Source organism: Streptomyces sp. NPDC046203 (genome assembly GCF_040646255.1).
Taxonomy (GTDB): Bacteria; Actinomycetota; Actinomycetes; order Streptomycetales; family Streptomycetaceae; genus Streptomyces.
In genome coordinates, this window is sequence record NZ_JBEYZX010000023.1 from 1 (window position 1) to 14,965 (window position 14,965).

14 protein-coding genes are annotated in these 14,965 nt (G+C 70.0%); 12 read left to right on the top strand and 2 right to left on the bottom strand.

Going from position 1 to position 14,965, the window contains the following annotated elements; genetic code table 11:
• The first annotated feature begins 160 nt into the window (after positions 1-160).
• The 3 genes from ABZ990_RS18245 to ABZ990_RS18255 all read left to right on the top strand — a co-directional run bounded on the left by ABZ990_RS18245 (position 161) and on the right by ABZ990_RS18255 (position 1,488).
• Positions 161-361: a hypothetical protein gene (locus ABZ990_RS18245; RefSeq protein ID WP_361232166.1), complete on the top strand. Its 201-nt coding sequence runs from the start codon at positions 161-163 to the stop codon at positions 359-361.
• A gap of 58 nt (positions 362-419) precedes the next feature.
• Complete coding sequence (locus ABZ990_RS18250) at positions 420-1,082, top strand: M15 family metallopeptidase (protein ID WP_361232034.1); 663 nt, start codon at positions 420-422, stop codon at positions 1,080-1,082.
• 94 nt (positions 1,083-1,176) lie between these two features.
• Positions 1,177-1,488: a hypothetical protein gene (locus ABZ990_RS18255; RefSeq protein ID WP_361232036.1), complete on the top strand. Its 312-nt coding sequence runs from the start codon at positions 1,177-1,179 to the stop codon at positions 1,486-1,488.
• A 119-nt stretch (positions 1,489-1,607) separates the two neighbouring features.
• On the opposite strand, the gene ABZ990_RS18260 is transcribed toward ABZ990_RS18255, so the two are convergent.
• Positions 1,608-2,063, bottom strand: a complete 456-nt coding sequence (locus tag ABZ990_RS18260; RefSeq protein WP_361232038.1) for a GNAT family N-acetyltransferase — start codon at positions 2,061-2,063, stop codon at positions 1,608-1,610.
• A complete protein-coding gene (locus ABZ990_RS18265; protein WP_361232040.1) occupies positions 2,060-2,659 on the bottom strand; it encodes an adenylosuccinate lyase in 600 nt (199 codons plus the stop codon). Before ABZ990_RS18265 ends, ABZ990_RS18260 begins: the two co-directional genes overlap by 4 nt.
• 407 nt (positions 2,660-3,066) lie before the next feature.
• Between ABZ990_RS18265 and ABZ990_RS18270 the strand changes: the two genes are divergently transcribed.
• The 9 genes from ABZ990_RS18270 (at position 3,067) to pssA (ending at position 14,846) form a co-directional block, all read left to right on the top strand.
• A complete protein-coding gene (locus ABZ990_RS18270; protein ID WP_361232042.1) occupies positions 3,067-4,848 on the top strand; it encodes a 3-hydroxybutyryl-CoA dehydrogenase in 1,782 nt (593 codons plus the stop codon).
• Between the two features lie 124 nt (positions 4,849-4,972).
• Complete coding sequence (locus tag ABZ990_RS18275; protein WP_361232044.1) at positions 4,973-5,866, top strand: TetR family transcriptional regulator; 894 nt, start codon at positions 4,973-4,975, stop codon at positions 5,864-5,866.
• Between the two features lie 1,076 nt (positions 5,867-6,942).
• Positions 6,943-8,280, top strand: coding sequence for a crotonyl-CoA carboxylase/reductase (ccrA, locus tag ABZ990_RS18280; protein WP_361232046.1), 1,338 nt, complete (start codon positions 6,943-6,945; stop codon positions 8,278-8,280).
• 114 nt (positions 8,281-8,394) lie between these two features.
• On the top strand, positions 8,395-10,431 hold the full coding sequence (locus ABZ990_RS18285; protein WP_361232048.1) for a protein meaA: 2,037 nt from the start codon (positions 8,395-8,397) through the stop codon (positions 10,429-10,431).
• Positions 10,428-11,420 (top strand): CoA ester lyase, encoded by a 993-nt coding sequence (locus ABZ990_RS18290; RefSeq protein WP_361232050.1) that lies wholly within the window; start codon positions 10,428-10,430, stop codon positions 11,418-11,420. The genes ABZ990_RS18285 and ABZ990_RS18290 overlap by 4 nt, the downstream gene beginning before the upstream one ends.
• A gap of 5 nt (positions 11,421-11,425) precedes the next feature.
• A complete protein-coding gene (locus tag ABZ990_RS18295) occupies positions 11,426-11,938 on the top strand; it encodes a MaoC family dehydratase (protein ID WP_361232052.1) in 513 nt (170 codons plus the stop codon).
• A 2-nt stretch (positions 11,939-11,940) separates the two neighbouring features.
• Entirely contained in the window at positions 11,941-13,146 is a 1,206-nt protein-coding gene (locus ABZ990_RS18300) for an acyl-CoA dehydrogenase family protein (RefSeq protein ID WP_361232054.1), read from the top strand.
• Between the two features lie 172 nt (positions 13,147-13,318).
• Positions 13,319-13,975, top strand: a complete 657-nt coding sequence (locus ABZ990_RS18305) for a phosphatidylserine decarboxylase (RefSeq protein ID WP_361232056.1) — start codon at positions 13,319-13,321, stop codon at positions 13,973-13,975.
• The gene (gene pssA, locus ABZ990_RS18310) at positions 13,968-14,846 is read left to right on the top strand and encodes a CDP-diacylglycerol--serine O-phosphatidyltransferase (protein WP_361232058.1); all 879 of its coding nucleotides are present in this window, start codon (positions 13,968-13,970) and stop codon (positions 14,844-14,846) included. The genes ABZ990_RS18305 and pssA overlap by 8 nt, the downstream gene beginning before the upstream one ends.
• The last annotated feature ends 119 nt before the right edge of the window (positions 14,847-14,965 follow it).

The following is a 14,965-nucleotide window of genomic DNA, read 5'->3' on the forward strand; positions in this document are numbered from 1 at the left end:
GGCCTGTTCCCCCCCCCGCGCGCCCGCCTCGCCGGCGGGTATGCTACCTGGGGCGCTCTGCCGCCCGGCCCGGCCCGCTGACCCCCGCACCGGGAGGACCGGTCGGGCTGAGACGATGTCCGGGACCACGGAAGCGAACGGTGGAGGGGTGGTGACGGACATGGTCCTGTTCGTCCTGATCGGGATCGTCGTACTGGCCGCCGCGGGGTGCGGCTGCGTCGTCTGGGCGGCCCGGGGCGGCCCCCGATGGGTCCGAGGTGTCTCCACCGCGACGCTCGCGGCGGGCGAGGCGGTACGCGCCCTCCAGCGGGCGAACCGCAAGGACCGCTGGGGTCCGAACCGGACGGCCACCGACGACTAGACGACTAGGGCTGTGACCGGGCAGGTTCGCCGGGGTGAGTCTGCGGGATGATCGCGTCATGACGGAGATCGTGTTGATGTCGGACCCGAAAATCGCTGCCATACCCGTCGTTGAGTGCGGTGAACGCCTTGTGGACGTCCGCCGCGGCGACTCGCTGTTGGTCGATACCCGCGAGCAGGACCCGGCAGACGTCTTCGCGTACCTGCGGGAGGGCGTGCTGGAACGGCTGGTCAAGGCCCAGGCGATGCTTCCGAAGGGCTTGCGGCTGCTGTTCGTCGAGGGGTACCGGCCTCCTTCTCTTCAGCGGAAGTACTTCGAGGAGTACGCCGATCAACTGCGAGCCGCCCACCTCGATTGGTCCGCCGAGCAGATCCACTCGGCGGCGAGCCGCTATGTGTCACCACCCGACATCGCTCCGCACAGCGCCGGCGCCGCTGTCGACCTCACCCTGGCCGACGCCGACGGGCGCGAACTGGACCTGGGCACGCGCATGAACGCGGACCCGGAGGAGAGCGAGGGCGCCTGCTACACCCAAGCCGCCAACATCAGCGAGGAGGCCCGCGCCAACCGGCATCTGCTGGGCACTGCGCTCACGGCTGCGGGGATGGTGAACTACCCCACGGAGTGGTGGCACTGGTCGTTCGGGGACCGCTACTGGGCCTTGATCACGGGAGAGGCCACTGCCCTCTACGGTCCGAAAGAGATGGGCCCGCGCAGCTGACCGACCCGACCTTGCCGGACTGATCGGTCACAGCACTGGCCGCTTCTTGTGGATCACTGGACAAGCACCGAGCCACCGGTGATGTGATGACTCCATGCGATCCGAGCACTGTGTGACCAGGAACCACATCGCGGTGTGGCATGACCGTGCGCTGCCGCCGGGACCCGAGCCCATCGGGTTCTGGACGGTGCTGCGCGGCTCACTCCTTCCGGTCCTTGTCTGGACCGGGGTGGCGTGCTTCACGTACTTCGTCTTCGGCCCGGTCGTGGCGATGGTCCTCGGCGGGCTCTTCGCCTTGTCGGTCGGCGTGGCATTCGGGCTGCGCCGCAGGGCCATGCACTCGGTTCGCTGCAGCGCCTACGGCGCCCTGGGCGGGGTGCTCGACAAGTCCATGGCCGGGTTCTGAGCCGTCGCGGCGCGGGGCGTCCGTCGTCGTCCGAGCATGCCGGCTGACACCCAGTGGGCCAGGTGGACGGCTCCGGCAGCGCGGCGAGGGTGCACCTCCCGCGCCCGTCCCCGTACGTCTCACAGCTCCTTGGCCATCACCGTCTCCCGTCCTCCCTCCGCCACCACGGCGTAGCCGTGCCGCCGGTAGAGCGTCAGGGCCGGTGCGTTCGCGGGGAGTACGGCGAGGGTCAGCCGGTTCGCGCCGGACCGTCTCGCCCAGGACTCGACCTCGGCGAGCAGCCGGTCCCCGACGCCCCGGCCCCGCGCCCGGGGGCTCACCCACACCGAGTGGAGTTCGCGGGTGCCGGGCCCGTCCCCCGGCGTTCCGGAGGCCATCCCCACGACCTCGCCGTCCAGCAGGGCGACGAGGTTGTGGGCGTCCGACAGCGCGAGCCGCGCCCGCCAGTGGGTCTCGCCGCCCTCGTCCCAGTCGGCGAGCCGGGCCGTGAAGGCGTCCGGTGCGTCGGCGAGCGCCGTCAGGCGCGCCTCGCGCCACAACGGCCAGTCGGCCTCGGCGAGAAGGCGCAGGCTCACTTCGCGAGCCGCCCCAGCGCCGTCCGCGCCGCCTCGCCGAACCTCGGGTGGGGCAGGGCCGTTCGAAGGATCTCCTGGGCGGCGGGATCGCCCAGCGTGCCCAGGCCCTCGACGCAGGCGAGGCCGACGCGCCAGTAGGGGTCGCCGGGGGCGAGGCGGCGTTCCAGGACGGTGACGAGAGCGGGCACGCTCTCGGGGGCGCGCAGGTCGGCGAGCAGCCGGACCGGCAACAGGGCGTACGCGACGCGCAGTTCGTTGGTGGCGAGCGCGGCGGCGGCCCGGGCCGTGCGCGGGTCGCCGAGCCGGGTCAGGGCATGGGCGGCGGAGACACAGCGCTCGGGGTCGCGGTGGTTGAGGAGGAGCACCAGGGCCTCGAAGGCCCGCGGGTCGCCGGCGAGGCCGAGCCGGAAGGCGGCGATCTCCCGGGCCCAGAGCGGTTGTCCGGGGGCGGTGAGCGCCTGGTGGAGCCGCGCCGTGCCGACCGTCCGCCCGGCGAGTTCCTCGAATGCCGCCGGTACCGCTTCTCCGCCGTTTCCGATCTCTTCCCGCAAACGATCGATCATCGAGCAGAATTCGGGATCCGCGCTGGAATTCATATTCCGAATCCTATCCGCGACCCAGATCACACATTCCCCAACTCCCCGGGACTGGCGCGCTCGTTACCCGCCGGTTAATCTCAGGTGAGCGGGCCACCCCCGCACCCCACGACGGCCTGGTGACGCAGCCGTTGTGGTCGTTTGTCGGTTCGGTATTCAGATGTGACCCCGGGACCGGGTCCATCGCTTTTTCACAGGGCTGCATCGCGCTCTCGCGCCCCTTATGCACCTTCGCACGCCCCTCGTACACTCGCGCGCTTTTCGGCGCGCCGCCGCACACCGTCGTGCGCCCACGTCCCCGCGTTCGCTCCCCGCGCGCGTTCCGCCCGCACCCCCGCACGCGCATCGGGTGCACTCCGCGCGCCCGCACGCCTTCAGTCGTCACTCTTCCTCTCAGGAGTCCCCTGATGGACACCCCTCTTTCCACCATCGCCGTCGTCGGCCTCGGCACCATGGGCTCGGGAATCGCCGACATCCTGGCCCGCGCCGGCCGTGAGGTCGTCGGCATCGACATCAGCGAAGACGCCGCCGCCCACGCCGTCACCGCGCTGGAGACCTCCACCGCCCGCGCCGTGGCCCGCGGCCGCATCACGGAGGAGGAACGGCAGCGCACCCTCGCCCGGTTCCGTACCTCCTGCGACCTCCGGGCGGCCGCCGATGCCGACCTCGTGATCGAGGTCGTCCCCGAGACGTACGAGACCAAGCAGGAGGTCTTCCGGGCCCTCGACGGCATCGTCCGCCCCGGCACGATCCTCGCCACCGGCACCAACGCGCTGTCCGTGACCCGGCTCGCCGCCGACTCGGCGCACCCCGAGCGGGTGCTCGGCCTGCACTTCTTCACCCCCGTCCAGGCCATGAAGCTGGTCGAGGTCGTCTCCTCGGTGCTGACCGACCCGCGCGCCGTGGACGCCGTCACCCGGCTCGCCCAGGAACTCGGCAAGGAGCCCGTGGCGGTCGGCGACCGGCCCGGTTTCGTCGCCGACGGACTGCTCTTCGGCTACCTCAACCAGGCCGCCGCGATGTACGAGGCCCAGTACGCCTCCCGCGAGGACATCGACGCCGCGATGAAGCTCGGCTGCGGACTGCCGATGGGCCCGCTCGCGCTGCTCGACCTGATCGGCATCGACACCGCCCGGACCGTCCTCGACGCGATGTACGCCGCCTCCCACGACCGGCTGCACGCCCCCGCCCCGATCCTCAAGCAGCTCAGCGAGGCCGGTCTGACCGGCCGTAAGGCGGGCCGCGGCTTCTACACGTACGAGGGACCCGACTCGGCCGTCACCGTCCCCGACGCGCTCACCCCCGGGGCGGCCGGCACCGCCGGCGCGGGCCGCGAGGTCCGCTCGGTCGGCGTCGCCGGCTCCGGCACCATGGCCTCCGGCATCGCCGAGGTCTTCGCGAAGGCCGGCTACGACGTCGTCCTCGCCGCCCGCTCCCAGGAGAAGGCCGACACCGCCAAGGCCCGGATCGCGAAGTCCCTGGCCCGCTCGGTCGACAAGGGCCGTATGACGGGCGAGGCGCGCGACGAGACGCTGGCCCGGATCAGCCCCGCCGGGGCGCTCGACGCCTTCGCCGACGTCGACCTGGCCGTCGAGGCCGTCGCCGAGGACCTGGAGATCAAGCAGGACCTGTTCGCCCGCCTGGACAAGATCTGCAAGCCGGGCGCGGTGCTCGCCACCACCACCTCCTCGCTGCCCGTCATCGCCTGCGCCCGCGCCACCGGCCGCCCGCAGGACGTCATCGGCATGCACTTCTTCAACCCGGCGCCCGCCATGAAGCTGGTGGAGATCGTCCGTACGGTGCTGACCGCCGACGACGTCCACGCCACCGTCCGCGCGGTCACCACGAAGATCCGCAAGCACCCGGTGGACTGCGGCGACCGGGCCGGCTTCATCGTGAACGCGCTGCTGTTCCCGTACCTCAACAACGCGGTCAAAATGGTCCAGGAGCACTACGCGACCCTCGACGACATCGACACCGCGATGAAGCTCGGCGGCGGCTACCCGATGGGCCCGTTCGAGCTGCTCGACGTGGTCGGCCTCGACGTCTCCCTCGCCATCGAGAAGGTCCTGCACCGCGAGTTCCGCGACCCGGGCCTCGCCCCCGCGCCGCTCCTGGAGCACCTGGTGGCCGCGGGCTGCCTCGGCCGCAAGACGGGCCGCGGCTTCCGCGAATATGCCCGCCGCTGAGGGCCCGCCGGAGCCGTACGGAGGATGGGGAGGGCTGCTCAGCCCGGCGGGCACCACCGGTGCCGGGCCGGGCGGCTCTCCCCCGTCCGGGCACGCCGCCGCTCCGATGCAGTACGTTCGGGGCATGCCCAAGGCCGCGAAGACACCCCGTGCCACGTCCACGCCCGACGCTCAGGAGAGCGCGGCGGGGACCCGTGCCGCCGCGCAGCGGCTCAAAATGCGCCGGGAACTGGCCGCCGCGGCCATGGAACTCTTCGCCACCAAGGGCTACGAGGCCACCACCGTCGACGAGATCGCGGCCGCCGCCGGGGTCGCCCGCCGGACCTTCTTCCGGCACTTCCGCTCCAAGGAAGAGGCGATCTTCCCCGACCACGACGACACCCTGGTACGCGCCGAGGCGGTCCTCAACGCCGCCCCGCCGCACGAGCACCCGCTCGACACGGTGTGCCGGGGCATCAAGGAGGTCATGAAGATGTACGCGGGCGCGCCCGCCGTCTCCGTGGCCCGCTACCGGCTCACCCGCGAGGTGCCGACCCTCCGCGAACGCGAGATCGCCTCGGTGGCCCGCTACGAGCGGCTGTTCACCCGCTACCTGCTCGGCCATTTCGACGAGCGCGACCACCACGACGGCAACGACGACCCGCTGCTGGCCGAGGTCGCCGCCTCGGCCGTCGTCACCGCCCACAACCACGTCCTGCGCCGCTGGCTGCGCGCGGGCGGCCAGGGCGACGTGGAGACCCAGCTCGACCACGCCTTCGCCATCGTCCGGGAGACCTTCGGCACCGGCATAGGCGCCCGGCCGGGCACGGCGGCGGCGACGGGGGGTACGGGTGCGGGTGCGGCCGGTGGTGCGGTACGAGCCGAGGAGGCGGACGTCTCCGAGCAGCCGGCCGCCGTCCCGGCCACGCCGGTCGCGACCGCTTCGACGACCGGTGACGTCCTGGTCGCCGTGGCCCGCACGGACGCCCCGCTGGACGAGATCATGCGGACGATCCAGCAGGCCCTGACGCGGGGCTGAGGGGGGTTCGGGGGAGGAAACTGGGCTGGCATATGCCGGCCTGTGGGGGTTGAGCCCGGCGGGCTGGGCCCGCACGCGAGCGCCCCGGCAGAGGCCGGATGGCATATGCCCGGTGGCGCCTGACGCGGGGACTACTCGGACAGGTGGCGGCGGGCGAGTCTCATACGGCTTGGGCCGCACCGACAGTGCGGCCGACTGATACAGGTCAGCCGGCAGGCGAGTGCGGCGGCTGGGGCTGGGCCCGCACAGGCGCGAGACGGCTAAGGCTGGGGCCCGTGGGTGAGGGTGGCGGCTGGTATGCGGCCCGCAGGTGAGTGCGGCGGTGGGGGCTGGGCCTGCACGTAAGCGAGACGGCAGGTGTGCGGCCCGCACGTAAGCGCGGCGGCAAGCCTGGGCGCATGTGTGATTGGGCAACGTTGGCCTTTTTTGTGCCTCGGTTCGCCTCCGGGGTGCTGGAGTCGGACTCACAGCACCGATCGTGCTCGGCCCACTCGTTCCTCGCGGGCCTGTGCGCGTTCGGCACTGTTCCCCCGACGCACCCCTTCGGCTCACTCGGCCGTAGAGGCCAGCCCGCACAAAGACGTAACGGCAGGTGCGCGACCCGCACTCGCGGTGTCTCCGGGAGTGGGCCCACACCGGTTCGTAACGGCAGGCGCCCGGCCCGCGCCTCAAGGGTGACCCGGCCACACCACCCACCCGCACCCCGCGTAACCCGCCCCTCCCCCACCCCATCCCCCCAGCTCAGACCCCTTTTCGATCGATCATCGCTCATCCGTGAACACCAGATCGCATCTGAGTGAAATTGTTGGCACGCAGTGCCTTGTCAGGTGACACGGCGTGCCATACGTTGATGTCGTCCGGGCGGCCGGCGCCCGAGGAGACTTCTCGTTCGCCGGCTGTCCCCATGGGTGATCCCTCCCGTGCGCCCGGACGCCTGCGTCACAGGCACCCCTCGCGCCCCACCACGGCGCCGCCACAGCAGCACACCGCGCCGAACCGACGGCAACCTCCACCGCAGCACCCCGACGTAACCCTCACGCGTCCCCGCAGGGACGCCGCACCGCCGGAGGCACCCCGTGAAGGACATCCTGGACGCGATCCAGTCCCCCGACTCCACCCCGGCCGACTTCGCCGGCCTCAAGCTTCCCGAGTCGTACCGCGCCGTGACCGTCCACAAGGACGAGCAGGAGATGTTCGCCGGGCAGGCGAGCCGCGACAAGGACCCGCGCACGTCGCTCCACCTGGACGAGGTCCCGCTGCCCGAGCTGGGCCCGGGCGAGGCGCTGGTCGCCGTCATGGCCAGTTCCGTGAACTACAACTCGGTCTGGAGCTCGATCTTCGAGCCGGTCTCGACGTTCTCGTTCCTGGAGCGCTACGGCCGGCTGTCGGAGCTGACCAAGCGCCACGACCTGCCGTACCACATCATCGGTTCGGACCTCGCGGGCGTCGTGCTGCGCACCGGCCCCGGCGTCAACGCCTGGCGGCCCGGCGACGAGGTCGTCGCGCACTGCCTCTCGGTCGAGATGGAGTCCTCCGACGGTCACAACGACACGATGCTCGACCCCGAGCAGCGCATCTGGGGCTTCGAGACCAACTTCGGCGGCCTCGCCGAGATCGCGCTCGTGAAGTCCAACCAGCTGATGCCGAAGCCCGGCCACCTCAGCTGGGAGGAGGCGGCGGCGCCCGGTCTGGTCAACTCCACCGCGTACCGCCAGCTGGTCTCCCGCAACGGCGCCGGGATGAAGCAGGGCGACAACGTGCTGATCTGGGGCGCGAGCGGCGGTCTCGGCTCGTACGCCACGCAGTTCGCGCTGGCCGGCGGCGCCAACCCGATCTGTGTCGTCTCCTCCCCGGAGAAGGCCGACATCTGCCGCGCCATGGGCGCGGAGGCGGTCATCGACCGCACCGCCGAGGGCTACAAGTTCTGGCAGGACGAGCACACCCAGGACCCGCGCGAGTGGAAGCGCTTCGGCAAGCGCATCCGCGAGCTGACCGGCGGCGAGGATGTCGACATCGTCTTCGAGCACCCGGGCCGCGAGACCTTCGGTGCCTCGGTCTACGTCACCCGCAAGGGCGGCACCATCGTCACCTGTGCCTCCACCTCGGGCTACAACCACGAGTACGACAACCGCTATCTGTGGATGTCCCTGAAGCGGATCATCGGCTCGCACTTCGCCAACTACCGCGAGGCGTGGGAGGCCAACCGGCTGATCGCCAAGGGCAAGATCCACCCCACCCTCTCCAAGGTCTACTCCCTGGAGGAGACCGGCCAGGCCGCCTACGACGTGCACCGCAACCTGCACCAGGGCAAGGTCGGCGTGCTCGCGCTCGCGCCCGAGGAGGGCCTCGGCGTGCGCGACCACGAGATGCGGGCCAGGCACCTCGACGCGATCAACCGTTTCCGCGACGTCTGAGAGATCCGGAACCCCGAAGCCCCCTGATCCGCGATCCCCGATCCGCGATCCGAGACCCCTGATCCGAGATCCGCGACCCCTGATCCGAGATCCGAACCGAAACCGGGACCACAGATGACAGAGCGCCAGAAGGACCGGCCGTGGCTCATGCGGACGTACGCCGGCCACTCCACGGCCGAGGCGTCCAACGAGCTGTACCGGCGCAACCTCGCCAAGGGCCAGACCGGCCTCTCGGTCGCGTTCGACCTGCCCACGCAGACCGGCTACGACCCCGACCACGTCCTCGCCCGCGGCGAGGTCGGCCGGGTCGGGGTGCCCGTCTCGCACCTCGGTGACATGCGGCGGCTGTTCCAGGACATCCCCCTGGAGCAGATGAACACCTCGATGACGATCAACGCCACCGCCATGTGGCTGCTGGCGCTCTACCAGGTGGTCGCCGAGGAGCAGGGCGCGGACGTCACCCAGCTCCAGGGCACCACGCAGAACGACATCGTGAAGGAGTACCTGTCGCGCGGGACGCACGTCTTCCCGCCCGGCCCGTCGCTCCGTCTCACGACGGACATGATCGCGTACACGGTCAACCACATCCCGAAGTGGAACCCGATCAACATCTGCAGCTACCACCTGCAGGAGGCGGGGGCCACGCCGGTCCAGGAGATCGCGTACGCGATGTCCACGGCGATCGCCGTCCTCGACGCGGTCCGTGACTCCGGTCAGGTGCCCGAGGAGCGTTTCGGCGAGGTCGTCGCCCGGATCTCGTTCTTCGTGAACGCCGGTGTCCGGTTCGTCGAGGAGATGTGCAAGATGCGCGCCTTCGGCCGCATCTGGGACCGTGTCACCCGGGAGCGGTACGGCATCGAGGACGCCAAGCAGCGCCGTTTCCGGTACGGCGTGCAGGTCAACTCGCTCGGTCTGACCGAGGCCCAGCCGGAGAACAACGTCCAGCGGATCGTCCTGGAGATGCTGGCCGTCACCCTCTCCAAGGACGCCCGCGCCCGGGCCGTCCAGCTCCCGGCGTGGAACGAGGCGCTCGGTCTGCCGCGTCCCTGGGACCAGCAGTGGTCGCTCCGTATCCAGCAGGTGCTCGCCCACGAGTCGGACCTGCTGGAGTACGAGGACATCTTCGCCGGCTCGCACGTCATCGAGGCCAAGGTGGACGCCCTGGTCGAGGAGTGCCTGGCCGAGATCGAGCGGATCCAGGAGATGGGCGGTGCGATGGCCGCCGTCGAGTCCGGCTATCTGAAGGCGCAGCTGGTCTCCTCGCACGCCGAGCGGCGGGCCCGGATCGAGTCCGGCGAGGAGAAGATCGTCGGCGTCAACATCTTCGAGACGACCGAACCGAACCCGCTCACCTCGGACCTGGACACCGCGATCCAGACCGTCGACCCGGCCGTCGAGGCCCGAGTGGTGGCCGGTCTCGGCACCTGGCGGGACACCCGCTACCAGCCGCCGTTCAACCACCCGCGCCCGTGCAAGGCGCTGGAGCGGCTGAAGGAGGCGGCGAAGGGCACCGGCAACCTCATGGAGGCGACCCTGGAGTGCGCCCGCGCCGGTGTCACGACCGGCGAGTGGGCCGGGGCGCTGCGCGAGGTCTTCGGCGAGTTCCGCGCGCCGACCGGGGTGTCGTCCGCTCCGGTGGCCGTGCCGGCCGAGGAGGGCTCGCCGCTCGCCGAGGTGCGCCGGCGGGTCGACGCGACCGCGCGGGACCTCGGGGTCGGCAAGCTCCGCTTCCTGGTGGGCAAGCCGGGCCTGGACGGGCACTCCAACGGCGCCGAGCAGATCGCCGTTCGGGCCCGTGACGCCGGGTTCGAGGTGGTCTACCAGGGCATCCGGCTGACGCCGGCGCAGATCGTGGACGCCGCCCTGGAGGAGGATGTGCACGCGGTCGGTCTGTCGATCCTCTCCGGTTCGCACTCCCGGCTCGTCCCGGACGTCCTCGACCGGCTGCGGGAAGCGGGCGCGGCGGACATCCCGGTCGTCGTCGGCGGGATCATCCCGAACGCCGACGCCGCGGAGCTCCGCGCGGCCGGAGTGGCCGCCGTCTTCACCCCGAAGGACTTCGGTATCACCGGGATCATCGGACGTATCGTCGACGAGATCCGCAAAGCCAACCAGCTCAGCCCCCTCGAACGCACGGAGGTCCCCGCATGACCACGCCCTCTTCCCCTGTGAACCGGCTGCGCCCGCGCCGCTCGTGCCTGGCGGTGCCCGGCTCCAACCCGCGCTTCCTGGAGAAGGCCCAGGGCCTCGCCGCCGACCAGGTCTTCCTGGACCTGGAGGACGCCTGCGCGCCGCTGGCGAAGCCGGAGGCCCGGCACACCATCGTGAAGTTCCTCAACGAGGGCGACTGGACCGGCAAGACGCGGGTCGTGCGGGTCAACGACTGGACGACCCACTGGACGTACCGTGACGTCGTCACCGTCGTCGAGGGCGCCGGCCAGAACCTCGACTGCATCATGCTGCCGAAGGTGCAGAGTGCCGAGCAGATCGTGGCGCTCGACCTGCTGCTCACGCAGATCGAGAAGACCATGGGCTTCGAGGTCGGCAAGATCGGCATCGAGGCGCAGATCGAGAACGCCCAGGGTCTGATCAACGTGAACGCGATCGCGCAGGCCTCGCAGCGGGTCGAGACCATCATCTTCGGCCCGGCCGACTTCATGGCCTCGATCAACATGAAGTCGCTGGTCGTGGGCGAGCAGCCGGCCGGTTACCCGGCGGACGCGTACCACCACATCCTGATGAGCATCCTGATGGCCGCCCGGGCCAACAACCTCCAGGCGATCGACGGCCCCTACCTCCAGATCCGCAACCAGGAGGGCTACCGCGCGGTCGCGCGGCGCGCCGCCGCCCTCGGTTTCGACGGCAAGTGGGTGCTGCACCCGGACCAGGTCGCCGCGGCGAACGAGATCTTCTCGCCCTCGCAGGAGGACTTCGACCACGCGGAGCTCATCCTCGACGCGTACGACTACCACACGTCCGAGGCGGGCGGGAAGAAGGGCTCGGCGATGCTCGGCGACGAGATGATCGACGAGGCCTCCCGCAAGATGGCGCTGGTGATCTCCGGCAAGGGCCGGGCCGCCGGAATGCAGCGCACCAGCTCGTTCGAACTGCCCGATTCGGAAAAGAAGGCGGAGGCCTGATCGTCATGCAGTTCGGCCGTACCTACGAAGAATTCGAGATCGGCGCCGTCTACAAGCACTGGCCCGGAAAGACGGTCACCGAGTACGACGACCATCTCTTCTGTCTGCTGACGATGAACCACCATCCGCTGCACATGGACGTGAATTACGCGGAGAACACGACGGACTTCAAGAAGAACGTCGTCGTCGGCAACTACATCTACTCGCTGCTGCTCGGCATGTCCGTGCCGGACGTCTCCGGCAAGGCCATCGCGAACCTGGAGGTCGAGTCGCTGCGGCACGTGGCGCCGACCTTCCACGGCGACACGATCTACGGCGAGACCACGGTCCTCGACAAGACGCCGTCGCGGTCGAAGAGCGACCGGGGCATCGTTTACGTCGAGACCAAGGGCTACAAGCAGGACGGCACCCTGGTGTGCGTCTTCCGCCGCAAGGTGATGGTCCCGACCGCCGAGTACATCGACGCGCGCGGCGGCGAGCAGCCCGGCCGCCCGGCCTTGAAGGAACAGGGGAAGTAGTCATGGCGCGACTCGCCCAGACGCACGGTCTCACCGACGTCCAGCAGGAGATCGTCTCGACGGTCCGCGCGTTCGTCGACAAGGAGATCATCCCGGTCGCCACGGAGCTGGAACACCGTGACGAGTATCCCCAGCAGATCGTGGACGGGCTCAAGGAGCTCGGTGTCTTCGGTCTGATGATCCCCGAGGAGTACGGGGGTCTGGGTGAGTCGCTGCTCACCTACGCGCTGTGCGTGGAGGAGATCGCGCGCGGCTGGATGTCGGTGTCCGGCATCATCAACACGCACTTCATCGTGGCGTACATGCTCAAGCAGCACGGCACGCAGGAGCAGAAGGACTATTTCCTGCCGCGGATGGCGGCCGGCGAGACGCGCGGCGCGTTCTCGATGTCGGAGCCGGGGCTCGGCTCGGACGTGTCCGCCATCACGTCGAAGGCGGTGAAGGACGGCGACGAGTACGTCCTGAACGGCCAGAAGATGTGGCTGACGAACGGTGGTACGTCCACGCTGGTAGCCGTCCTCGTACGGAGTGACGAAGGCCACCCCGAGGGCACCGCCCCGCACAAGTCGATGACGACCTTCCTGGTGGAGAAGGAGGCCGGCTTCGGCGAGGTCCGGCCGGGGCTCACCATCCCCGGCAAGATCGAGAAGATGGGCTACAAGGGGGTCGACACCACCGAGCTCATCATGGACGGGCTGCGCATTCCGGCCGATCGGGTGCTCGGCGGGGTCACCGGCCGAGGGTTTTACCAAATGATGGACGGCGTGGAGGTCGGCCGCGTCAATGTGGCGGCCCGTGGCTGTGGTGTCGCACAGCGTGCCTTCGAGCTGGGTGTCCAGTATGCCCAGCAGCGTCACACTTTCGGCAAGCAGATCGCCCAGCACCAGGCGATCCAGTTCAAGCTGGCCGAGATGGCTACCAAGGTCGAGGCCGCCCATGCCATGATGGTGAATGCAGCACGCAAAAAGGACTCCGGGGAGCGAAACGACCTCGAAGCGGGCATGGCGAAGTACCTCGCCTCCGAGTACTGCAAGGAAGTCGTCGAGGACGCGTTCCGCATCCACGGCGGTTACGGGTTCTCGAAGGAGTACGAGATCGAGCGCCTCTACCGCGAGGCACCCATGCTGCTGATCGGCGAAGGCACCGCCGAGATCCAGAAAATGATCATTGGTCGTCGACTGCTCGAGGAGTACCGATTCCAGGGCTGATTGTCCCTTTCGAGTCGGTTTGGCCGCGAAGAAGATCACACCCTGTGTTCGTCTTCCGGCCGCCGACTCGGCTTCTGGCTTGCCCAGTTGCGGCCCGCAACCGATAGCATCGGCGGTAAAAGCCGCCGTCCCCCCGTTGCCAGTGCGGCCTCATCCGCTACGAAGGTCATCCATGCCCCACAGCCAAACCTCTGCACACCGCGACCGCCTCAAGGGCGTGCGCATCGCACGCGGAGCATCGCCGTGGCTTCTGCCGACCGTCGCCACCGCGGCGCTCAGCCTCGCGCGCTCCCGCAAGTCGAAGCGTGCCGCGGCCATCGCCGTCCCGACCACCGCTCTCGCGGCCGGCATGCTGTGGTTCTTCCGCGACCCCGAGCGAGAGATCGCGTCGGGCCGGGTCATCTCGCCCGCCGACGGCGTGGTGCAGAGCATCATGCCCTGGAAGGACGGCCGCACCCGCGTCGCGATCTTCATGAGCCCGCTGAACGTCCACGTCAACCGCGCCCCGCTGGCGGGCACGGTGACGTCCGTGGAGCACGTCCCCGGTGGCTTCGTGCCGGCGTTCAACAAGGAGAGCGAGAACAACGAGCGGGTCGTCTGGCACTTCGACACCGAGCTCGGCGACATCGAGATGGTGCAGATCGCGGGCGCCGTGGCGCGCCGCATCGTGCCGTACATCCCGCAGGGGACGAAGGTCGAGCAGGGTGACCGGATCGGCCTCATCCGCTTCGGCTCGCGCGTCGACATCTACCTCCCGGAGGGTGTCGAGGTCGCCGTCGAGGTCGGCCAGGCCACGACCGCGGGGGTGACTCGCATTGACCGTGATTGATCCTGATACACGGGCGGCCGACTGGGCCGCCGACGGCACGGCGGAGTCCGCCGACGAGGCCGAGGAGATGCCGCTGTCGATGAGGCTGTCCATAGCGGACGCCCTCACGCTCGGCAACGCCACGTGCGGCTTCATGGCGGTGTACTTCACCACCACCGGCATCCTCATCCCGCACCTCACCGGCAACGGTGTGGAAAGCGGCATGGCGCGGCACTCCGCCGCGACCGCCGTGATCCTGATGCTGTGCGCGGCGATCTTCGACCTGTGCGACGGGCTCGTGGCGCGCAAGCTGCGCAGCTCGCCGATGGGTGCCGAGCTCGACAACCTGTCGGACCTGATCAGCTTCGGTCTGGCGCCGGCGTACTTCGTGCTCGTGTACGGCATGGTCGCCGACGACGCGCACCAGAAGGTCTCGGCCGTGGCCGCGATCGTGGTGCTGCTCGCGGTGGTGCTGAGGCTCGCGCGGTTCTCGTGCGTGACGATGAAGGACGGCATGTTCCAGGGCATGCCGAGCCCGTTCGGCGCGCTCACGGTCGTCTCGATCATCCTGCTCGAGCTGCCGTTCGTACCGACGCTCCTCGCGATCATCGGTACGGCGTGGCTGATGGTGAGCCGGGTCGAGTACCCGAAGCCGCGGGGTGTCCTCGCGGCGGCGATGCTCAGCTGGATCGTCGGCGCGATGGCCATGCTGGCCGCCTGGGCGTTCGACGCCCCCGGCGGTGCGCTGCTGCTCCAGACGGGCTGCGCGCTCCAGGTGGTCCTGGGCGCCGTGATCCCGCTCTTCGCGACGGCCCGGAGGGTGAACACCTTCCGGGGCAACCGGCGCGAGAGCCGGGAGGCCCGCGAGGCCCAGGCCGCGCAGCTGCGGTAAGGCCGCGGTCGGTACGAGGGACAGCCGAAAGGGCCCCGGACGCTTGAAGCGTCCGGGGCCCTTTCGCGTGCGGGGCGGGAGGGTGCGGGGGCGTCCGGGCGGGCGCTTCCCGAGCGGGC

What these genes read in the sequence shown, in the direction of transcription:
- ABZ990_RS18245 (WP_361232166.1), top strand. Translation starts at nt 161, where the DNA reads ATGGTCCTGTTCGTCCTGATCGGGATCGTCGTACTGGCCGCCGCGGGG.
- ABZ990_RS18250 (WP_361232034.1), top strand. Translation starts at nt 420, where the DNA reads ATGACGGAGATCGTGTTGATGTCGGACCCGAAAATCGCTGCCATACCC.
- ABZ990_RS18255 (WP_361232036.1), top strand. Translation starts at nt 1,177, where the DNA reads ATGCGATCCGAGCACTGTGTGACCAGGAACCACATCGCGGTGTGGCAT.
- ABZ990_RS18265 (WP_361232040.1), bottom strand. Translation starts at nt 2,659, where the DNA reads ATGAATTCCAGCGCGGATCCCGAATTCTGCTCGATGATCGATCGTTTG.
- ABZ990_RS18270 (WP_361232042.1), top strand. Translation starts at nt 3,067, where the DNA reads ATGGACACCCCTCTTTCCACCATCGCCGTCGTCGGCCTCGGCACCATG.
- ABZ990_RS18275 (WP_361232044.1), top strand. Translation starts at nt 4,973, where the DNA reads ATGCCCAAGGCCGCGAAGACACCCCGTGCCACGTCCACGCCCGACGCT.
- ABZ990_RS18285 (WP_361232048.1), top strand. Translation starts at nt 8,395, where the DNA reads ATGACAGAGCGCCAGAAGGACCGGCCGTGGCTCATGCGGACGTACGCC.
- ABZ990_RS18290 (WP_361232050.1), top strand. Translation starts at nt 10,428, where the DNA reads ATGACCACGCCCTCTTCCCCTGTGAACCGGCTGCGCCCGCGCCGCTCG.
- ABZ990_RS18295 (WP_361232052.1), top strand. Translation starts at nt 11,426, where the DNA reads ATGCAGTTCGGCCGTACCTACGAAGAATTCGAGATCGGCGCCGTCTAC.
- ABZ990_RS18300 (WP_361232054.1), top strand. Translation starts at nt 11,941, where the DNA reads ATGGCGCGACTCGCCCAGACGCACGGTCTCACCGACGTCCAGCAGGAG.
- ABZ990_RS18305 (WP_361232056.1), top strand. Translation starts at nt 13,319, where the DNA reads ATGCCCCACAGCCAAACCTCTGCACACCGCGACCGCCTCAAGGGCGTG.